Below are 20,170 nucleotides of genomic sequence, written 5' to 3' on the forward strand. Positions count from 1 at the left end.
ACAAACTTAGAACGTTTAAGTTAATATTCAAAAAGTTGCAGGGGAGGTAGTAATGTTGTTACCTTATTTCCCATAGCCATATGTCGCGCATTCTGATTAGCTACAGCAGAGTATCGTAACTAGAAAATAATAAATATAACTATAGAGGATATCCATGGAAGCTTTTGTAAGCGCTGTTAATGATGTTGTTTGGAGTAACGCACTCATCTATTTATGCCTAGGCGCAGGCTTGTTCTATTCTGTATTAACCCGATTTGCTCAAGTTAGACATTTTAAAGAAATGTGCAAATTACTATTTAGCCCTAACACCTCAGATAAAGGGATCTCATCTTTTCAAGCATTGGCTGTGTCGTTATCTGGACGAGTAGGGGTTGGTAATATAGCCGGTGTAGCGGCAGCTATTGGTTTTGGTGGCCCAGGTGCTATTTTTTGGATGTGGGTTGTGGCTTTTTTAGGAGCAAGTACAGCGTACGCCGAATCAACATTAGGGCAAATTTATAAAACAGAAGAAGATGGCCAATATCGCGGCGGCCCAGCATATTATTTTGATCGCTGTTTAGAACAAAAATGGCTGGCGATTTTATTTGCCGTGTCGGCAATTATTGCATGTGGTGTTTTTCTGCCGGGCGTGCAAGCCAATGCTGTTGGCAACGCGTTTACCCAAGTGTTTGGTGATGGCACTATGGTCTCAACGAGTTTTGGTGAAGTCGGTAGCTTTAAATTGGTTGCTTTGGCAATTATTCTTATTGTTTTAGCGTTTATTATCTTCGGTGGTATTAAGCGTATTGCTAACTTTACTCAAATTGTGGTGCCATTTATGGCGTTAGGCTACATAGTATTAGCTTTAATCGTGGTATTTTTAAATATCGATAAAGTACCTGATATCTTCTCTTTAATCATAACAGATGCGTTTACCGCACAGGCCGGTTTTGGTGCCGCTATTGGTTGGGGTGTAAAACGTGGTATTTATTCTAACGAAGCTGGTCAAGGTACCGGACCGCATGCAGCTGCAGCGGCCGAAGTTGATCACCCAGCCCAACAAGGTTTAGTGCAAGCTTTTTCTGTTTATGTTGATACTATTTTTGTTTGTACTGCGACAGCATTAATGATTTTAATTACACAGCAATACAATGTAGTGGGTGAATTACCAGCAGGGCAATTTATTGTACAAAACGTTGATGCTGCAACTGAAGTTGGTTCAGCTGCTTTCACGCAAATGGCTTTATTCAGCGTGTTTGGTGGTTTTGGTGAAGCATTTGTTGGTATTGCATTGTTCTTCTTCGCTTTTACTACAATACTTGCTTATTACTATATTGCTGAAACCAATATTGCATATTTAAATCGTTATTTTAAAGGCACTATTCCGCTTGTGATGGTGAAATTTGTGATTATGTTTATGGTGTCATATGGCATGGTAAACAGCTCTGGTTATATCTGGAGTATTGGTGACATTGGTGTGGGTTTAATGGCTTGGATAAATATATTGGGCATTTTATCAATATTCTTTGTGGCTAGACCTGCGCTATTATGTTTGCGCGATTACGAAGATCAGAAGAAAAAAGGTGGGGATATCACATTTGACCCTGTTAAGTTAGGGATCAAAAACGCTACTTTTTGGGAAAAGCGTCTCGCAAAACAATCAAAAGACTCTCAGTTATAGGATTGAGTGGCGTAATCAGACATGTTTTGGTTATTGTAAAAATTAGATACTCGTTGTTTTTCGGATCTCAGCTATTGGCTGCAATTGAAAAAAGACAACGACAAATAAAACACGTACAATAAAGGGCGCCGCAAGGCGCCTTTTTTATGCGTAGATTTTTATGCGAAGTATGGAGAAAGATATGGCAATTGTTCGTTGTCCTAGTTGTAATAAGTCAATATCCGATAAACACCAACAGTGCCCTCACTGTGAGAATAATGTAGCGCAGCTTGATGATGAACAACGTCAACAGCTAGCGCGCGAAAAACGCATTCAAAAACAACAAATGTTTATGAATCATTCTTTTTTTGCTCTACTGATATTTTTAGGTGGTTTCTTTAGTTTATACTTTTTACATCCAGAACCTGAAACTCCATCGTGGTACGCATGCACCGCAGCCATTGCAATCGGTTGTATTTGGTATTTAATAAACCGCGTTATTTTAGTGACTTTAAAAAAGAAAAAATGACATGAACATCGATAATCTCGTAAAAACAATTACCCCAGAATTATTCGAACGCCTTCAGTATGGTGCAGCAACAGGTAAGTGGCCTGATGGCACGGTACTCAGTGACGAGCAAAAGAAGCAGACAGTGCAATTAGTTATGCTTTACCAAGCAAAAGTAGCGCAAACAAATGAGCAATTCACCATAGGTTCTAATGGTGAAATGGTGCAAAAAACCAAAGCACAATTGCAAAAAGAATTTACCGCAGACAACGAAATAGCAAGGTTTAGTGAAAATGATCTTTAAACACCTTTTTACCCCGAAGTGGAAGCACCCAAAGCAACAAGTACGTTTAGAGGCAATTGAAAAGCTAGATGTAGAGCGTGATGCGACGATTTTAAATGCATTAGCTCTGGAAGATAGTTCAGCAGAGATCCGTAAAAAAGCGCTTAATAAAGTCAATGATTTAGTGTTGTGGTGGCAGGCGTATAAACAAGATCAAAGTTTAAAAGAATTAGCAGAACAGCATATATCAAATGCCGTACTGAGTGATGAAAGTAACTTATCTAGCCAAATTAAAAACGAATACATAGAGCGTTTTGCTCCAGTAAAAACACTTGAAAAACTTGCATTTGCAGAAAAAGAACTACAAGTAAGAGTGAAGCTATTAAAACGCTTGGCTAATCCTAAGTTAGTTGAAAAGGCGTTTAAAGAAGGTTCAAGCGAACTACAAGTAAACCTTGTTGAGCAAGTGATCACCCATCAATTAGTGAAAAACTTAGTTAAGCATGCACATGATGAGGCAAAAGTAGCCCTTGAGACGCATATAGAAAATGAGCGTTTAGCAATTGAAATGCCATTAAAAGTACAAAATGATACTCGTGTTATCTTGGCAAAACTTAATGCATTACGTGAAAAACAAGACTATGCGCTTGTTACTCAACAATATGGCGAACTTACTCAGCAATGGCAGGCACTTGATCTAACCTGGTTAAATCCAGAACAACGCGAGACGGTTGCAAATAAATACATCGTACTAACCGAAAAATTAAATGAGTTAGTTAGTCAATTACAAGCTGTGCATGAGCAACAACAACAACGGTTAGCTCAGCAGCAACGACAATTATTGGCGTTGGCAAATTTAGAAGCGTTAAGTGATGAAATTGAAAATGCGCTACAAGTTGGCTTAGAAACACCAGAGCAAATACAACAAGATTGGTTGGAAGCTAAAGTTGCACAAGCACAGGAAACACTGACACAAAGCGAACTGCAAGACGGCGGGCAAAAAAACCAAGTGACTGGCAGATTAACAAGTTTGTTTAAGCAAGTAGCTAAATTACCAGAGCTTAGTGAAGCGATCAGGGTTTTTAAAACTTCATTAAAAGAATTGTGCAGTATCAACACTGACGATATTGACCAAGCAAATTATGATGAGGCTAATCGCCAATTTAAGCAGACGTATAAAGCGGCGAATGCATCTCTAGCTCAGTTACCTAAGCCTTTACAAGGGCCTTTTAAAGCACAATTAAATGAGCAACAACAACGCTGGGATAAAGCTGTTGCACCTATTAGTGATAAATTAACGAAAAATCAGCAACAAGCTACTCGCAAAGGACGCGATGTTCAGCGCCTTATTGAACAAGGCCGTTTTAATGTTGCATTTGGTGTGTTTAAAGGCTTTATTGAGCTGTATGAAACGTTAACTCCAGTTAGTCAGCAAAGTCTTGAAAAAGTCAAAGCAGATCTTGAGCAGCAGTTAGAAAATGCTCGTGATTGGCAAAAGTATGCGTCTGCCCCTAAGCGTGAAGAGCTACTAACTGAAATTACCAGTTTGCTCAATCAACCTTGCACAGATCCCAAGGCGCGTGCAAACGAAGTGAAAACATTACGTCGTCGTTGGAATGAGCTTGGGCGTTTAGATACCGAGCAAGAGCAGGCGCAAGGTAAAGAGTTTGATGACAAGATAGAGCTATTATTTGTACCATGTCGTGAACATTTTGCGCAACTAGAACAACAGCGCGAAACGACGAAACTTGAACGCGAAGCGATTATTACTCAGATGAAATCATTGGCTGATACTGATACGACGAGTGATGAGTTTGATTGGAAAGAGTTTGAAAGCCAATACAATCGTATCAATAAAGTATGGCGTAATGCTGGTAATGTAGAGCCAAAAGTATACCGTGCTTTGCAAACACAATATAAAGCGCAGCAACAGCAAGTATTCAATGCGTTGAATGCGTTTCATAAAAGCAACGCGGCAGCAAAAAATGCACTAGTTGAACAAGCACAGCAATTATCAGTAAGTGAAGACTTAGCTGATGCTTGTCAGCAGCTCAAAGAGCTGCAACAGCAGTGGCAGGGAATAGGCTTTGCGGGTGTAAAAGCTGAAAATGCATTATGGCAAAAATTCCGTCAATGCAACGATGTGACATTTGCTAAACGCAGTGAAGAGTTTGCTCAGCATAAGCAGCAACAAGCCGCCGACAACGCAGTTATCGCAGCACAACTGAGTGAACTTGAAGACGCATTACCAGCGGTTAATCAAAAAGCACAATTACTTGATTTACGCACTAAGCTAATTGCGCTTGAAGGGAGCAAAGAACTAAATAACCGCATGCAAAAGCTATTAGCTAACATTGATGGTAAATTAGCCGTGCTGACAGAGCAAGCAGCACAGGCTGATTTTAGCGCTTTATTTAGTGCGCTTGAAAACCAGCAAGCAATCCCTGCACAATGGCAAGGGGGTGCTGATACGCATTTAACCATTACACAACTGATGCTAAGAATGGAAATTCTAGCTAATGTTGCCAGTCCTGAGGGAGCACCGCGTATGGCTGAGCAGGTTGCAATGCTTGACGATAAGCATCGCGGTGAACAAGCTGATCTACATTATTACTTAAAACAGTTATTGGCTTTGGGTCAAGGTTCAGTTGATGCTGACACACTAGGACGTTTAAAAGCGGTATTTAGCATTTAAATAATCTAGGGCGCTGTAGATTAAATAAAAGCCGCCGTTGTGCGGCTTTTATTTTTATTTGGTTTTGACGATAATATTATAGTAAAGGAAAAACAATGAAGTATATTTTATTAATTAGTTGCTTATTACTCTCTGCTTGTAACACCACGAACGGCGTATCGGTTTATTCATTTACTAGCAGTGAAATTGAAACAGCACTTAACCAGCAATTACCAAAACTTAGTGAAAAAGTCAGCTTGATGGGATTACCTGTACAGTTTAATGTGAATGATTTGAGCGTGAATGTCGGCCCTGATAATCGTGATGTAATCTTATTAGGTGCAGATTCGAGTGCTGTTATAAATGCTTTCGCACTTAAATACCCAGTGCGTTTAAAGCTGCAAATAGAAGGTGCGCCATTTTATGATAGTGAGAAAAAGGCGGTATTTTTACGGAATGTAAAATTGCTTGATTCAACTATCGACGCAGGCGGTTTTAAGGGAAACCTAGCGGTACTTGATGATGAAGCAATGAAAGTTATTAACGGATTTTTAGCTGTAAACCCAGTTTATAAACTAAATATGAATGACCCTAAGGTTGCGCTATTAAGTAAATTACCTTTAGATATGAAAGTAGAGCAGGGCGCAATTAAATTAGTACCTAGCATTTAAACTAATATTATTCAGATGGTTGAAGCCCTGCACGTACAGGGCTTTTTTGTATCTATAAGGTTATTATTAAATATTAGCACTATTACTGCGGCTTAATTTACAAGAGGAGGCACACGCTGTAAGGGCTGCTGTTTATAACCGGTCATCGAGATATAAATCAAAATAATAATTTTATTATATAGGTACAAGTTGTGTATTTAATCGACTATACTGATTGTTAGTTAATCACCATTAATTGCCTTCTTTATGGATAAAGAGCCTATTATGAAAAAATGTAACGTGATCTTCAATGCAACTCTAATAGCTGTATTCTCGGTTGTAGCTTTTGCTAATGAGCCCGATTTAAATTCTAATCCTTTTCTTGTAGAACCTTCAACACAACAGCAGGGCGCTCAGGTGTTTTCTTTTAAAGAAACGCCAATTGAACTGCACGAAAATGATAAAATTAATACAGCCCAAGATACAGGCTATTTACGGCTTGCTTTAGAGACTAAAAGCAATGGTTTTGCGTTAGTGGACACATCTCAGATCAAAGATATTGAAAAAGTGATTGCAGAGCACAAAAATGACCATGAACTATTTCTGCGTAGTTTAAAACCTGAAATTATGGCGGCGCAATCAATCGCAGACCAAACTAATTTGTCGCAGCAATTTGCAGGCGATACAGTTAGCTTAGACAGTATCTTGTTACAGCAAGAGTTTATTACCTTTAGTAGAATGGTCGGTGGAAATTTTATTGCCGGTAGCGGCTGGGATCAGTTAACTCAGGTTGTCAAAAATGATACGTTTGGTACTGTGATTATAAAAATGTTTAGTTTTAGTCAAAGCAGTGGTGTATATATCGATGCGGACGCGGTGAATTATTATGTAAATAGCAATCCAGGGATCCTTTATGTACTTAAAGATAATAGCGATAATGTGTACACTAGTTTATCTTGGGCTGACGAAAATCAATCCTATTTCATTGGTATTGAAAAAAATATTAATGATATTGGTTTAAAATGGCGATTTGAAACGCTAATAACGTCGATGTAGTTGTATTATAAAGTGATCAAATTATTTTATGTAATTGCGAAAATATTAAACTGAACGTTCGTTTTTAAATAAAAGGATTGCATACTCTTTAGGTTAATTAAGCATGTTAAGTATATTTTTCAGCGCTGATAAAGTGAATAATAAACTACTTAACCTTAATAAATGACTATACTAATCTTATTGATTAATCCTCGTTTAAATAAAATCCTTAAAAACTGATTAATCAGCTTGGCCTATTTTAAAGAATAGGCTTATAATTTAGTTGAATAATATCTAATTTATAACTTTACAACTTAGTGAGTAAAAAATGAAAGAAGTTAAAGCTTTTATTAAATCAGCGAGTCTATCAGACTTAGAAAAAGCACAGGCATTACTTGGTGATGCGATTGCAAAATATACGCAGCAGCAGCAAGCTAAACAGGAAGTACTTGATCTGTTGAAAGAAAAAGGTCTTACTCTTGATGATCTTCAAGACGGTGCCAACGATAAACGCACAAAAGTAATGCCTAAATACCGTATTGAGTTTGAGGGTGAAATTGTTGAATGGACTGGCCGTGGTAAACGCCCTAAAGCATTCCAAGGTGTTGAACTTACCGACCACTTAGCTTAATACTGTAGGGGGTGTATACCCCCTCTTTATTTACAAAATAGTTTATTACTCCATTATTTTTTTGACCCCTTCGAAGTTGCTACTATGACGTATGTACTACGACCCTATCAACAAGAAGCGGTTGATCGCACAGTCGCTCATTTTCGTAAAACTTCAGATCCTGCTTTAATTGTATTACCTACGGGTGCAGGTAAAAGCTTGGTGATCGCTGAGTTAGCGCGAATTGCCAGAAAGAAAATTTTAGTACTTGCCCATGTCAAAGAGCTTGTTGAGCAAAATGCTGAAAAATATAAAAGCTTTGGTCTTCAGGCGAGTATTTTTTCTGCGGGTTTAAAACAAAAGTCATTGCTACATCAAGTAACGTTTGCCAGTATCCAATCGCTGTCACGCAATATTGAGCAACTTAACGAACATTATTCGTTAGTGATCATAGATGAATGTCACCGTGTCAGTGGTGAGCAAGATAGCCAGTACCAAAAAGTGATCGTTGCGCTAAAAGCATATAATCCGCAGTTAAAAGTACTTGGACTTACCGCTACGCCTTATCGTATGGGAATGGGCTGGGTTTATTATCGTCATTATCATGGTTTTGTTCGAGGCGATAAAGCGAGTCCATTTCGAGAATGTATTTTTGAACTACCACTGCGTTATATGATCAAGCATCATTATTTGACTGCACCAAAGGAAGTGGATGCGGCGATCAGTCATTATGATTTTTCTTCTTTACAAAGTGATTCATTCGGACGCTATACAGCCGATGATATGAACCAGTTACTAGAGAAGCATAGCAGAGCAACCAAAGCTATTATGCAGCAAGTTATTCAGTACAGCGAGCAACGCCAAGGGATCATGATTTTTGCTGCGACCGTACTGCATGCAAAAGAAGTCTATGGTTATTTGCCTGAACAACAAACGGCTTTGATCACCGGGGATACTCCTAACGCTGAACGTGACCGTATTATTATGGAATTTAAGCAGCGCCGACTAAAGTATTTAGTCAATGTATCTGTGCTCACCACCGGGTTTGATGCGCCTCATGTTGATTTTATTGCTATTTTACGTCCGACAGAGTCGGTTAGTTTATACCAACAAATTGTTGGTCGAGGCCTGCGTTTAAGCGAAGGGAAAACCGAGTGTTTGGTAATTGATTATGCAGGTAATGGCTTTGACTTATTTTACCCCGAAGTAGGAAGTAAAAAAGGCGATAGTGATAACGAGCCTGTACAAGTACTTTGCCCTGGTTGTGGTTTTGCCAATATATTTTGGGGAAAAACCGATACACAAGGTAAAGTGATTGAGCATTTTGGCCGTCGCTGCCAAGGTTTACTCGAAGATGATGATGGCTCAAAAGAGCAATGTGATTACCGTTTTCGCTTTAAAGAATGTGAAGCGTGTGGTGCGCAAAATGATATTGCCGCACGTCAGTGCCAGTCTTGCCATGAGGTAATGGCTGATCCTGATGATAAACTACGTGCTGCATTAAATTTAAAAGATGCATTGGTATTACGTTGCAGTGGTTTAAGTGTTGTTAGCCTCGCAAATAACGAACATATTATTAAAGTTACTTATTATGATGAAGATGGTGCTAGTTGCGATGAAATTTATGATTTTTCAAAGTCCGGCGCCCGTTATGCGTTTAATAAACAATTTTCTCAGCGTACTGCTAATGGTCAAACACCCACAGAATATAAGTCAGCTGGACAAGTTATTGCTGGACAGATGCAGCTTGTTGCACCGGATTTTGTTATTGCTAGAAAGAGTAAAAAATATGGCTGGAAGGTTGCCGATAAACTATTTGATTATCAAGGTAACTTTAGAAAGGCAAATCAGCTAAGCTATTAATAAGCTTAACTGATTTTAGATTTAGGCGTCGTCGCCATCCATTAATCCCCAGCCATCACCATAACCGTTATAGCCATTTGCAATACTTTCTAAATATTGCTCTGTTTGGCCAAGTAAAGTGTGATCTGGCACCATCTCGACCTGAGTTACCACTTCCCAAATACCCGTGTCTGTGCATTGCACTAATTCGGTGGCAGGGGAGAGTTCATCTTCGGCTATCGCGGTGGCAAACTTTTCGGCATCTACTTTTTGCTCAAATAAAATATAGAAATCAATTTTGTGCATCTGCGCCAAATCTATACCCGCAGCGGCGATTTCAGCTAAAAGTTGGCCATTGTCATCATCAGGAAAGTGCATTTAAAAACTCAATAAAATTATTTCAAATTAGTATCGACTATTGTAACCAAAATAAAGCACATAAGCGTACTAATTTTCACATTTGAGTTACTGCGTGAAGTCACTTCAATATGGTACTATTTCAATCATTATCGGTAAATTTTTTTAAGTAAGGAAATTACTTGCCTAGTTGGATATTAACTCGCTTTGCGGTTGGTTTATTTTTGTTGTTTTCATTTCATGTATTTGCAGCTTCGCAAGTGGTAACTAGTTATGAAATTAATGGTATAAAGGGCGATCTTGAAAAAAACGTTGCGCTGTACTTAAAACAACTAGATGGTGAAAAAGTAACCAGCACTTTGTTAAGTCATGCAAAAAAACAAGTGGCGATTAGCTTAAAAGCACTCGGTTATTATAAACCGACCATTAAGTTAAAATATAATAATGAAACACAAACCTTAGTCGCTACCATTGAGCGCGGACCTGTAACACGAATTGCAGATGTACGTATCACTGTTCAAGGTGATGGTAAAGATGACCCTCTTCTCAAGCAAAGCATCAATAGTATTAATTTAAAGCAAGGAGATATTTTAAATCACAGCAATTATGACGCGGCGCGTAAAAAAATTGAAGGACAATTGCTTGAGTTAGGATATTTTGATGTTAAATGGCAAGCACATCAACTCGCAATTTCATTAAAGAATAACAGTGCTGAAGTGATTTTAACGATCGACACCGGTATTCGCTACCAATTTGGTGAGTTAGTTTTAGGTGAAGAAACCCGAGCAGAGAAATACATTCGTTCAATTGCAAAATTTAAGCAAGGTGAAGCTTATAAAGCAACCTTGGTTTCTGAGTATAACTTAGCACTTTCAACCACACCTTATTTTGCCAGTGTGCGTGTTTACGCTGATATTGCTAATCGTGCGAATAAGCAAGTACCTATTAGGGTTGACGTACTACATCGACCTGCCAACAGTTATGAAATAGGTGGCGGTTACAGTACAGATCTTGGTCCAAAAGTGCGTTTTAAATGGTCCAAACCTTGGCTCACTGAAAATGGCCACTACCTTGAAAGCAACTTAAATGTGTCGCAGCGCCAACAAGATATTTCACTTGGTTACACAGTTCCTGTTGATGATCCAAATGATGATTTATGGCGTTTTTCTGTCGGTTACAAGTTAGAAGATGAGTTAACTAACGACGTTTACAGTAAAATCCTTACTGGACAACTACAACGCCAATGGTTGACTGATGATAATTGGGTTCGTACTGCCTTTTTACGCCGCGATCGAGAAACATACCGAATTGGTGATGCAGAGCAAAGCTCAAAAATGTTAATGCCCGGGCTCAGTTACGCAAAAAAAGTCACAGAGGGAGGCACAACGCCATTATCAGGATATCAATGGTTATTGTCGGCAGAGTTTGGCTTAAAGGACATGTTTTCAACCACAAATATCGTCAGAATGCAGATACAAAATGCTTGGTTGCAAACATACCTTGACCGACATCTGATTTTTTTAAAAGCAAATATTGGTGCAATGCTAGTCGATGATATTGATAACGTACCATTTTCACTGCGTTTTTATGCTGGTGGTGATCAAAGCGTACGTGGTTTTGCATATCAATCAATATCACCTGAAGATGAAGCCGGTCGTTTGATTGGTGGTAAATATCTAATTACAGGTACTGTTGAATATAATTATCAATTTGCAGAGAGTTGGCGAGCAGCCTTATTTGTAGACAGCGGTACAGCGACCAATGACTTTACTGATCGTGTCGAAGTGGGAGCTGGGTTGGGTATTCGTTATTTAACACCAGTAGGCCCTGTGAGAATTGATCACGCGTGGGGACTCACTAAAGAAAGTAAAAGTACACGATTAAGTATTACCATAGGGCCTGAAATTTAATGTCAAGAATGAAAAAAATCATCACTGTACTCACAGTGTTTCTCGCCTCGGTATTCGTGCTGGTATTTTGTTTATTATTTACAGCACCAGGTAATCAGCTGATTGCCTATACTGCAAATAAACTAGTCGATGGCTTACACATAGATATTAACAATGGCCGTTTTTTATATAACGATTCATTTGATGTGCAGTTTCAACAAGATGGCTTAGATTTTAATGCTAAAAACCTAAAACTCGACCTATATTGGTGGGGATGTGAAGGTATTTGCATCGAAAATATTAGTGCGCAGAGTATGGCACTGATATTGCCCGATATTTCACAAAATTTAGCTGATGATGAAGCGACTGTTCCAGAGCAGCCAGTTGCCAGTAGTACTGATGAGATCAGTTTACCGATAGCAATTTCGATTAAACGTATCGCAATTGCATCGTTTAAGCTTGCTCATCCCAGCGCTGATGTCACAGTGACAAAATTTGCGCTGTCAGCCTCGGCAGAGCAATCCCTTGTGACGTTAAACTCACTCTCAATTGCTCAAGTTGATGTGCTGCTCAAAGAGACTCAATCACCTCCTAGCGAACCACTAACTGCACTTGCGGCGTTACCTGACATCCATTTTAGCTCGCCGCTTGCAGCAACACTTGAGCAATTATTGGTATCGAAAGTAACGATTGTACAAGGTGAGCAAAGTCATGAAATTACAGATATTAAAGGTGCTTTCTCAATTGCAAAAAGCCAACTGATATTACCTTCATTCAGTGCTGATTATTTGCAATGGCATTTGAGTAGCCAATTGAAAGCAACCTTAGTTGATGATACGCCTGTTACGGCAAAAATAACTCTTAACAATCCAGAGCATCAGCTCAGTTTGGCTGTGGATGGTGATTTACACGATTTGCAACTAGATGTAATCACCCAAGGGCAATATCCGCTAAGTGCAAAAATAAACGCAGATTTAAAAACGATAAACTTTCCTTTTTCAGTCAATGCAAATATTACTCAGTGGCAGCTTGAAGTAGATAACAACGCTTTAGAGATTAGTGATGTGCAGTTAACTGGCAAAGGTAATGCTGATGATTATAAGTTACAGCTAATAGCGCAAAGTCAGTTGGCGGCATACCCTAAGGTACAGTTAAAGTCCTCTCTTAAAGGTGGCCTAACCCAGATCCACGTCGATGACTTGTCATTGTTAGCGAACGAGAGTAAAGCCACTATTACAGCGTCTGCGCGTTGGGATGAAGGTATCCATAGTGAGTTTTCAGGGCAATTAACTCATTTGAAAGCCCAGTACCTAACAGATGCGCTAACAAGTGATCTTTCAGGGCAATTTAACGGTGTTTTCAGTGCTGAGCAGCAGCAATGGCAGCTGAAAATGACCAATACTCAGCTAGCTGGTACGCTGAACGATATACCATTTAGCTTAGCCTCAGACTTTGATTTAAATAACTCACTGTATGCAAGTATTGATAAGTTTGAGCTTGCCAGTGGTGAAAATAAACTTACATTATCTGGTGATATTACTAAGCAGTGGAATATTAAAGGGCTGTTACATTTAAATAAAGCGCAGCAAAATGAACTCGAATTTACCGGTGTGGGTGAAGGTAAGCTTGCTATAACTGGGCAACGGTTGGAGCCGATAGTCAATCTAGATGTTGGCATCAGTCATTTAAGCTTTGCTGATATTGCGATTGAACATCTAGCGCTCAAAACGGACTTTAATTATGCCGCTGATTGGCAAACCAATGTGAGTTTAAAGCTCACAGATGCGAGTGTATCTGGTCGTCATATCAACAGTTTTACTATTGCAGCAGCAGGCGATAAAGCTGATCATCAATTGCAATTTAATTTAGATGCCGCTGACGGAGAAGCTCAATTTGAAGTTGCTGGTAAATTTACTAATCAATTATGGCAAGGCCATGTCAGTGATGTAATGCTTACTGATAATGTTATTCGCATTAGCGCACAACCGGCGGTTGCAATTGAATTTAACATCGACAATGGTGATTTTTCGGTGCAGCAACATTGCTGGCAAAGTGACAATAGCAAACTTTGCGTTGAGCAGCTTAGCCAAACTAACCAACAAGGCCAGTTTAAAGCGCAACTGGATAATTTTGATCTAGCTGAAATAAAACATTTATTACCTGAAAATATTATTACCGAAGGGGGCTTGAACGGCCAACTAAATGCGAATTGGCAAAACACTCAATTACAAACTTTAACAGCAGTAATTAGCTCACATGATTTAGCGACCACGCTTATAAATGAAGATAAACGCTATCGTTTACCAATAGAAACATTTTCGCTTAACGCCACCGCGGATCAACAAAATGCACAATTGCAGGCTCGTCTAAGCTCTAGTGTGATTGGTGATATCAGTGCTGACCTCAATACTGAAGATTTAACTGGTCAGCAATTGCTTCGTGGTCAACTTATGATTGATAAGATTTTATTAACCGATTTACAGCCTTTTATGGGTACTCTAGAGCAATTAAGAGGCAGTATTAGCGGGCAAATTGCGTTAGCTGGCACGCTCAGTGCGCCATTGTTAAATGGTGAACTTGAGATTTCCGACGTGAATTTACAAGGCGAGCAACTTCCAGTCGCGATTGTGGATTCAAATATTAGTATCGCATTTGATAAAACCAAAGCGACCTTAGAGGGTCAGTTAAAAGATGCTGAAGGCGGTGACTTAGCACTGACCGGTGATATTGATTGGCAAGGGACTCAGCCTGCAGTTAACTTAGCGGTACTTGGTGAGCAGTTTTATGTGCGTGCGCAGCAAGGAGTGATTTTTAAGATCTCCCCAGACTTAAAAATAAGTTTAGTTGATAATGCTTTTAAACTAGCAGGGCAAGTGGTTGTCCCGTATGGTCGAATAGAAATCGAAGAGTTACCAGAAGGCGCTGTGCGAGTCAGTGATGATGAGATTATTATTGATAAGCAGACTAAGCAAACGCAAGCTGTGCCTTTTGATTACGATATAAACTTAAAGCTAATTGTTGAAAACGATGTTCGTATAAAATCTTTTGGTTTGGAGTCAAAAATTGAAGGTGATTTAGCGATTAAAATGGATCAACAAACGCCAATGATCACCACCGGTGAATTGAATTTACGACAAGGGACATATCGTTCATTTGGTCAAGATTTGATAATTCGCACCGGGCAAATTGGTTTTAGTGGCCCAATTGATAAGCCGTACTTAAATATTAAAGCGATCCGTAATCCAGCCAATACAGCTAATGATGTTATTGCCGGGATCACTTTAACAGGCAATATCGACCAGCCTGTATTCAAAGTGTTTTCAGAGCCTGCAATGGATCAAGCACAATCACTCGCTTACTTGTTAAATGGTCAACCATTAGGTGAAGGTGATAGCTCAACCGATGCGATGTTAACTCAGTTGTTGCTATCGCAAGGGGTGAGCCGCAGTGAAGGAATGGTTTCTAAAGTTGGTGAAACGTTTGGTTTATCTGATGTGAGTTTGAGCTCTAAGGGTAGCGGCGAGGAAACCAAAGTTGAAATTTCGGGTTACGTTGCGCCAGGCATTCAAGTGAAATACAGTGTGGGGATTTTTGACTCCCTTAGTGAAGTGGCTGTACGCTATCAGTTACTGTCGCAGTTATACATTGAAATCACCAGTGGCCTGTATCAAAATGTTGATATTCTTTATAAATTCGATTTAGATTAATGGTCATGATGCATTGAGAGCCTATATTTTAGCTTATTTATTTTGTTCTTTTAGTGGCTTAGCTAACACGCAATTAAGTGTTAGCTAAGCCGAAGGTCATCCTTATCCTGCTGAGTTACTCGCACTGGTATTAAGTAAGTCTGCTATCACTATTGCGCAAGCTAATTTAAAAAATCGTCTAATTATTCAGCTTCGCAATCCCTTATTGCCGCGCAGTGCGCCGATTCAGCAACAACAATTTTGGCTTGATAAAAAAACCTTAACCCAATAATGTAGCACCACTAATAATAAAAAAGTTGTGGGATATGTTGAAAAAATCATGCTTAGCTGCGGTTGCGTTAATCTTGAGTCAAACAAGCGTGGCAAACACGCTTGAACAACCAACAGTCAGTGATGTAATGAGTAATGTAAGCGCATCAGAATGGCGAATGGTAGACACTGATAATATCATTAAAATTACTCTACCTTCGGGCGCGGCGTATATTGAACTTAATCCATTACTTGCACCAAAACACACACAGAATATAAAAAAACTTGCTCGTGAAGGCTTTTATAGAGGTTTGAGTGTTTACCGTTTTGTGGAAGGTTTTGTAGCCCAAGGCGGTGATGCCAGTGGTAAAAAAGTAATTAACACTGCAAGTAAAGCAGTACCTGCTGAGTTTTATTTAGCGACTAAAACGGCACTTAAAATTACCGAACTGGATAGAGAAGATGGTTACGCTGCAATCACGGGGTTTTTAAATGGCTTTGCAGTGGCACAAAATGAAGCGCAAGCCCAAACTTGGCAAGTACATTGTAACGGTATATTTGCGATGGCAAGGGATAATGATATTAACAGCGGTGGCACTGAGTTTTATGTCACATTAGGTCATGGACCTCGTTACTTAGATAGAAATATTACCGTATTTGGCCGGGTGCTAGAAGGCATGGCTCATTTTAATCTGCTCTCACGCATAGAAACAGCAGGAGAGAAATTTAATCCAATAACGGATCTGCAAGTTTTAGCTGATATAAGCAAAGAGGACCGCAGTCAATTTAAGGTGCTAAAAACAGATTCTAATAGTTTTAAAATGTTGATTAAAGCGCGTCAAAATCGCAGTGAAGCATGGTTTATAGAAACGCCTAATTATGTTGATGTATGCGGTATGTCAATACCAACTAAAAGAGTTAGTGAGCTAGAAAGTTAGCGAGTTGAAAATTAACCCCGAGCGGGCTCGGGGTTCTATACAATGAAATGGCTATTATTGGCGGTTTATTTTCACGTTAAATGGTATTGTATCGTGATCAGTGGATCGATATGGGTTGATATCAAGGCCACCACGGCGGGTGTAACGGGCATAAACTTCAAGCTTGGTAATCTTCAATTGCGTGATTAAGTCACAATAAATACGCTCAACACATTGCTCATGAAACTCATTATGAGTACGAAAAGAAATCAAATACCGCAATAAAGACTCTTTACATACTTGCTCACCGGTATAGCGAATAATAATACTCGCCCAGTCAGGTTGTGAGGTGATCAAGCAATTAGATTTTAATAAGTGACTGTGCAGTGTTTCAGTCACTGTATTTGTCGCGACCGCTTGTAAAGAGTTAGCATTTAAATGGTAGTTATCAATTTCAATGTCTAAGTCGTCAATGCACTCACCAGGCAACGGCGTACAGGGTAAACAGTTATAATCACTCGGGCTGTACAAAGTAACATTGACGGGCTTTGCTACTGCTGTCGATAGATCCGCAGTTAGAATAGCCTGTACGTCATCAATTGAATCAAAACGGCTTTGATTAAAGCTATTTAAATATAACTTAAAAGACTTTGATTCAATGATATGGCTACTTTGACAAGGAAATTCAAAGGTGGCCACGGCAACCACAGGTTTACCTTTTGCGTTTAACCACGATAGCTCATAGCCAGTCCAAAGATCTTGACCCTTAAAGGGTAAGGCACTTTCATCAATATTTAAATCATCGCGGTTAAGTTTACGTGCGATCGGAAACAATAAGCTCGGTGTGTAGGTATCTACATACTCGGTTGATTGGCCAAGTACGCTGCCTTTTAGTTCAGGTGAATTGCTGTAATCTGTCATGTTACGTCTTTTATAGTTACAATAGCGCCATTATACCTAAAGCTTATGAGTTTCACAGTATGAGTATTGCTACAGAATTAGAACAACTTCATCAACGATTTGCCCAGCGCCAGTTAGAGCAAACAGATTCATTACCATGTATTGAGCACGACAGTGATTGGTCAAGCCCTTGTGAGGTTGGCAGTGCGGATGCAAATGGTATGATCCAATGGCAGGCGACGCGTCGCAGTCCTACAGGCTCTTTAACTGATTTAGCAGCAGCCCTTGAGGTTGAGTTTCCACAAGCACTGAATGAGTATTATGGCGCGTTTTTCGCAGGAGCAATTACTGCCAAAATAAACCAACATAGCGTGGAGTTACTGCAAGCTTGGAATGAAGATGACTTTGATTTACTGCAACAAAATATAACCGGGCATGTATTGATGAAGCGTAAGCTTAAGCAAGAGCCAACGGTATTTATAGGCTTAACGGATCAAGACGATTTATTAGTATCAGTATTAATTTCTTCAGGTGAAGTATGTTTGGAGTATGTCGGAAAGAAACCGCATCATACCTTAGCGGCTAATCTTGGAGAGTTTATTGCAGCACTTGAAATATAACAATGCTAAAAAAGGGAACTGCAGTTCCCTTTTGTTTTTATTACTGAAAATCCCACGATATATTAGACACTAAACCACATGGTTCACACCTAAAATCAAATAAGCCAAACCATGATTCAGGTAACTTCCAATCGTTATTACAGCCTGGGCATTTACGTTCAAGCTCAGATGCTTTGTCTTTGCCACCAACCCGATACAAATAATAATAAACTGGCTTTTTAGTTAAAAAGCTAACACGTTTGGCAATATCTTTACCGCGACGAGAAAGATCGCTATCAATGTTTGATATTTCATCTAATGCAGGAAATTCACAACGTGTTGCACCATTAATTTGAATTTGGTCGCAAGCTTGCCAGTCTTCTTGCCATTTTATTAAAGTTTTATAATCACCATTGGCAATCGCGGGTATTTTAAACAACGGAACGGGTAAAAAATCATCACCGCAATACAGCGGACTACATGTATGCACATAGGTTGTATATAAAATATAGCTGGACGGCTCATGACACTCATCTGCACCATTAGAGTGAATATCTTGGCCGATCACTTTTACTTTTGGTGCCAGCAATCCAGCGCTATGTAATTTATCAATGCTGTGTTTTACAAATGGACTGTTGTTGAGCGGGTGCATTGCATCATCAGTGGGACACATAACACGCGTTACAAAGTAGCCATCTTTTAATACTGTTGGGAATTCTTCTCCCATTATTTGCCCATTAAAGCGCAGTGCATTAACTAAGCGGTTTATCGCTTGTTCGGCATTTTCAAGGGTCGTGTCTTGGTAACAATCAAACGTTAAATCAACAACAAACATGATGGATCTCTAATTTATTATTTTTCAAGTAGTGCTAGTAAGCGGTCTAGTTTTGCTTCGATGCGATCAAGTTGACTAGAGTTATCTATAGTCTCACTTTTTTGCTGAGGTTGTTTTGCTAAATTATGGATAGAATCAGGGTTATTTTTATATTGGCTGACAGCAGCAATAATAACAGGCAATGGAATAGGTTGTGTCAGTTTACTTTTAGTTAAAGCTACAGTAGGAATTTTGCCTTCATCAAGAAGGGCTTTAATTGCATCAAAAACAACAGCATTCATTCGATTTTTAAACTCTTTAAAGTAAGGCATAGCACTAACATGTGCTGCGCCGGGTATAATAACAGGTGGTTGGCCGTAGCCAAATACTTTTACTGCTGACGTAAACGTACATCCAGTTCGTCAATCACTTCACTCCAATCACCATCTTCTGCTAATGATTCAGCAATAAAATGTTGTTGTGCTTGATCCCAAAAAGGGGCGTCTTGTAATAATGTTGTGGCGGGTAATGAATGAGCAGCAATGAAAGTGTCAATCTCAGCCTCTGAACTTGGTAAGCCGAGTTGTTTGAATAATGTATTGATATCGTGTTTAGTGGTATCCATGTCATGCTCCTTGATGGTAACGGTAAAACAGTTATAGAACTTTATGATGGGTTGTTAGAGTTTAACACCCGCTGAATTTGCCTTTTAACGCAGATAGGAATATACCTATAGTTGTTGATGTACAAAAAATCAAAATAATAAAAAGGACTAGCTATGACAGTTGAGACTGAAAATGAGACATTTCGAGTTCAATATATTGCTGCAGAAGACATTAGTATTGCTGCGAGCTTAATCTATCAAGCTTATCATGATGATCCGCTATTGCAACCAATGCTCAATTATAGTGAGGCGAATAAAGCCGTTTATGAAAAAAAATTACGTGCTCTGATCCGTGAAGAGCTCAGTACTTTTTGGCAAGAAAAACAGCCGCTGATTGGTTTATATAAAAATGATCGTTTAAAAGCGGTTGCGTGTGTATTCGAATCATCAAGTCAGCTGCAAGCACAGCGCTATTGGCACTGGCGTTTAAAGTTAATGCTTAGTGCTGGCTATTTGCAAACAAATCAATTAATTGAGAAAGAGCAAACGATCCGTAATGCGCTCGCAGCACAAGGAAACTACTATTTTTTAGCCTTTATTGCAGTTGATCCTCATTTTCATGGTGAAGGCCTCGGCCGTCATCTACTTCGTGGCTTGAATGATTTAGTTAGCGGTAATCCAGCTGCATCGGGTATGGCTGTATTTGTAACCCAAGATAAACATACCGCGTTTTTTGCCAGTGAAGGTTTTGTGCACTTACAACAACTGACTTTTAACAATGTACAAGGTGAACTGCTATTTAAATCAGCTCAACAGCATTGATTTAAGATAAAGCGCCATAATGGAAATGTCACTGTGAGAGATATCTTACATTATCGTGCGCTTAAGCCTTT

18 protein-coding genes are annotated in these 20,170 nt (G+C 39.2%); 13 read left to right on the forward strand and 5 right to left on the reverse strand.

Features of this window, described 5'->3' with window-relative positions; translation table 11 throughout:
• Window positions 1-154: 154 nt before the first annotated feature.
• The 8 genes from PVK79_RS11835 to radD all read left to right on the forward strand — a co-directional run bounded on the left by PVK79_RS11835 (window position 155) and on the right by radD (window position 9,262).
• A complete protein-coding gene (locus PVK79_RS11835; protein WP_145241599.1) occupies window positions 155-1,660 on the forward strand; it encodes an alanine/glycine:cation symporter family protein in 1,506 nt (501 codons plus the stop codon).
• A gap of 181 nt (window positions 1,661-1,841) precedes the next feature.
• Window positions 1,842-2,168: a hypothetical protein gene (locus tag PVK79_RS11840; RefSeq protein ID WP_145241601.1), complete on the forward strand. Its 327-nt coding sequence runs from the start codon at window positions 1,842-1,844 to the stop codon at window positions 2,166-2,168.
• A 1-nt stretch (window position 2,169) separates the two neighbouring features.
• Window positions 2,170-2,451: a YeaC family protein gene (locus tag PVK79_RS11845; protein ID WP_257325671.1), complete on the forward strand. Its 282-nt coding sequence runs from the start codon at window positions 2,170-2,172 to the stop codon at window positions 2,449-2,451.
• Window positions 2,441-5,125 (forward strand): DUF349 domain-containing protein, encoded by a 2,685-nt coding sequence (locus tag PVK79_RS11850; RefSeq protein WP_257325672.1) that lies wholly within the window; start codon window positions 2,441-2,443, stop codon window positions 5,123-5,125. Before PVK79_RS11845 ends, PVK79_RS11850 begins: the two co-directional genes overlap by 11 nt.
• A gap of 95 nt (window positions 5,126-5,220) precedes the next feature.
• A complete protein-coding gene (locus PVK79_RS11855; RefSeq protein WP_182731905.1) occupies window positions 5,221-5,775 on the forward strand; it encodes a YceB family lipoprotein in 555 nt (184 codons plus the stop codon).
• Between the two features lie 264 nt (window positions 5,776-6,039).
• Window positions 6,040-6,810 carry a hypothetical protein gene (locus PVK79_RS11860; RefSeq protein WP_257325673.1) on the forward strand — a complete coding sequence of 257 codons (771 nt, stop codon included), beginning with the start codon at window positions 6,040-6,042 and terminating at the stop codon, window positions 6,808-6,810.
• A gap of 307 nt (window positions 6,811-7,117) precedes the next feature.
• The gene (locus PVK79_RS11865; protein WP_145241611.1) at window positions 7,118-7,420 is read left to right on the forward strand and encodes an H-NS family nucleoid-associated regulatory protein; all 303 of its coding nucleotides are present in this window, start codon (window positions 7,118-7,120) and stop codon (window positions 7,418-7,420) included.
• Between the two features lie 84 nt (window positions 7,421-7,504).
• Window positions 7,505-9,262, forward strand: a complete 1,758-nt coding sequence (radD, locus tag PVK79_RS11870; protein ID WP_182760430.1) for a DNA repair helicase RadD — start codon at window positions 7,505-7,507, stop codon at window positions 9,260-9,262.
• 21 nt (window positions 9,263-9,283) lie between these two features.
• On the opposite strand, the gene PVK79_RS11875 is transcribed toward radD, so the two are convergent.
• Window positions 9,284-9,619 (reverse strand): ribonuclease E inhibitor RraB, encoded by a 336-nt coding sequence (locus tag PVK79_RS11875; RefSeq protein WP_182731907.1) that lies wholly within the window; start codon window positions 9,617-9,619, stop codon window positions 9,284-9,286.
• Window positions 9,620-9,822: 203 nt separating this feature from the next.
• Here PVK79_RS11875 and PVK79_RS11880 point away from each other — a divergent pair, with 203 nt between their 5' ends.
• From PVK79_RS11880 to PVK79_RS11890, 3 genes are all read left to right on the forward strand, one after another.
• Window positions 9,823-11,508 (forward strand): autotransporter assembly complex protein TamA, encoded by a 1,686-nt coding sequence (locus PVK79_RS11880; RefSeq protein WP_257326364.1) that lies wholly within the window; start codon window positions 9,823-9,825, stop codon window positions 11,506-11,508.
• On the forward strand, window positions 11,508-15,194 hold the full coding sequence (gene tamB / locus PVK79_RS11885; RefSeq protein ID WP_257325674.1) for an autotransporter assembly complex protein TamB: 3,687 nt from the start codon (window positions 11,508-11,510) through the stop codon (window positions 15,192-15,194). Before PVK79_RS11880 ends, tamB begins: the two co-directional genes overlap by 1 nt.
• A gap of 305 nt (window positions 15,195-15,499) precedes the next feature.
• On the forward strand, window positions 15,500-16,381 hold the full coding sequence (locus PVK79_RS11890) for a peptidylprolyl isomerase (RefSeq protein ID WP_257325675.1): 882 nt from the start codon (window positions 15,500-15,502) through the stop codon (window positions 16,379-16,381).
• 54 nt (window positions 16,382-16,435) lie between these two features.
• Here PVK79_RS11890 and queF read toward each other — a convergent pair whose 3' ends face one another.
• The gene (queF, locus tag PVK79_RS11895; RefSeq protein WP_257325676.1) at window positions 16,436-17,281 is read right to left on the reverse strand and encodes an NADPH-dependent 7-cyano-7-deazaguanine reductase QueF; all 846 of its coding nucleotides are present in this window, start codon (window positions 17,279-17,281) and stop codon (window positions 16,436-16,438) included.
• Window positions 17,282-17,340: 59 nt separating this feature from the next.
• On the opposite strand from queF, the gene syd reads away from it, so the two are divergent.
• Entirely contained in the window at window positions 17,341-17,880 is a 540-nt protein-coding gene (gene syd / locus PVK79_RS11900; protein WP_182731911.1) for a SecY-interacting protein, read from the forward strand.
• A 40-nt stretch (window positions 17,881-17,920) separates the two neighbouring features.
• Here the strand turns inward: syd and PVK79_RS11905 are convergent, their stop codons facing one another.
• The 3 genes from PVK79_RS11905 to PVK79_RS11915 form a co-directional block, all read right to left on the reverse strand.
• Entirely contained in the window at window positions 17,921-18,694 is a 774-nt protein-coding gene (locus tag PVK79_RS11905) for a Zn-ribbon-containing protein (RefSeq protein ID WP_182731912.1), read from the reverse strand.
• A gap of 17 nt (window positions 18,695-18,711) precedes the next feature.
• Window positions 18,712-18,975: a hypothetical protein gene (locus PVK79_RS11910; protein WP_145241630.1), complete on the reverse strand. Its 264-nt coding sequence runs from the start codon at window positions 18,973-18,975 to the stop codon at window positions 18,712-18,714.
• Between the two features lie 89 nt (window positions 18,976-19,064).
• Window positions 19,065-19,298, reverse strand: a complete 234-nt coding sequence (locus tag PVK79_RS11915; RefSeq protein ID WP_145241632.1) for a DUF2789 domain-containing protein — start codon at window positions 19,296-19,298, stop codon at window positions 19,065-19,067.
• A 153-nt stretch (window positions 19,299-19,451) separates the two neighbouring features.
• On the opposite strand from PVK79_RS11915, the gene PVK79_RS11920 reads away from it, so the two are divergent.
• Window positions 19,452-20,099: a GNAT family protein gene (locus tag PVK79_RS11920; protein ID WP_145241634.1), complete on the forward strand. Its 648-nt coding sequence runs from the start codon at window positions 19,452-19,454 to the stop codon at window positions 20,097-20,099.
• The last annotated feature ends 71 nt before the right edge of the window (window positions 20,100-20,170 follow it).

It is taken from the genome of Pseudoalteromonas rhizosphaerae, assembly GCF_028885455.1.
GTDB classification, from domain to species: Bacteria; Pseudomonadota; Gammaproteobacteria; order Enterobacterales; family Alteromonadaceae; genus Pseudoalteromonas; species Pseudoalteromonas rhizosphaerae.

What these genes read in the sequence shown, in the direction of transcription:
- PVK79_RS11835 (WP_145241599.1), top strand. Translation starts at nt 155, where the DNA reads ATGGAAGCTTTTGTAAGCGCTGTTAATGATGTTGTTTGGAGTAACGCA.
- PVK79_RS11840 (WP_145241601.1), top strand. Translation starts at nt 1,842, where the DNA reads ATGGCAATTGTTCGTTGTCCTAGTTGTAATAAGTCAATATCCGATAAA.
- PVK79_RS11845 (WP_257325671.1), top strand. Translation starts at nt 2,170, where the DNA reads ATGAACATCGATAATCTCGTAAAAACAATTACCCCAGAATTATTCGAA.
- PVK79_RS11850 (WP_257325672.1), top strand. Translation starts at nt 2,441, where the DNA reads ATGATCTTTAAACACCTTTTTACCCCGAAGTGGAAGCACCCAAAGCAA.
- PVK79_RS11855 (WP_182731905.1), top strand. Translation starts at nt 5,221, where the DNA reads ATGAAGTATATTTTATTAATTAGTTGCTTATTACTCTCTGCTTGTAAC.
- PVK79_RS11860 (WP_257325673.1), top strand. Translation starts at nt 6,040, where the DNA reads ATGAAAAAATGTAACGTGATCTTCAATGCAACTCTAATAGCTGTATTC.
- PVK79_RS11865 (WP_145241611.1), top strand. Translation starts at nt 7,118, where the DNA reads ATGAAAGAAGTTAAAGCTTTTATTAAATCAGCGAGTCTATCAGACTTA.
- radD (WP_182760430.1), top strand. Translation starts at nt 7,505, where the DNA reads ATGACGTATGTACTACGACCCTATCAACAAGAAGCGGTTGATCGCACA.
- PVK79_RS11875 (WP_182731907.1), bottom strand. Translation starts at nt 9,619, where the DNA reads ATGCACTTTCCTGATGATGACAATGGCCAACTTTTAGCTGAAATCGCC.
- tamB (WP_257325674.1), top strand. Translation starts at nt 11,508, where the DNA reads ATGTCAAGAATGAAAAAAATCATCACTGTACTCACAGTGTTTCTCGCC.
- PVK79_RS11890 (WP_257325675.1), top strand. Translation starts at nt 15,500, where the DNA reads ATGTTGAAAAAATCATGCTTAGCTGCGGTTGCGTTAATCTTGAGTCAA.
- queF (WP_257325676.1), bottom strand. Translation starts at nt 17,281, where the DNA reads ATGACAGATTACAGCAATTCACCTGAACTAAAAGGCAGCGTACTTGGC.
- syd (WP_182731911.1), top strand. Translation starts at nt 17,341, where the DNA reads ATGAGTATTGCTACAGAATTAGAACAACTTCATCAACGATTTGCCCAG.
- PVK79_RS11905 (WP_182731912.1), bottom strand. Translation starts at nt 18,694, where the DNA reads ATGTTTGTTGTTGATTTAACGTTTGATTGTTACCAAGACACGACCCTT.
- PVK79_RS11910 (WP_145241630.1), bottom strand. Translation starts at nt 18,975, where the DNA reads ATGAATGCTGTTGTTTTTGATGCAATTAAAGCCCTTCTTGATGAAGGC.
- PVK79_RS11915 (WP_145241632.1), bottom strand. Translation starts at nt 19,298, where the DNA reads ATGGATACCACTAAACACGATATCAATACATTATTCAAACAACTCGGC.
- PVK79_RS11920 (WP_145241634.1), top strand. Translation starts at nt 19,452, where the DNA reads ATGACAGTTGAGACTGAAAATGAGACATTTCGAGTTCAATATATTGCT.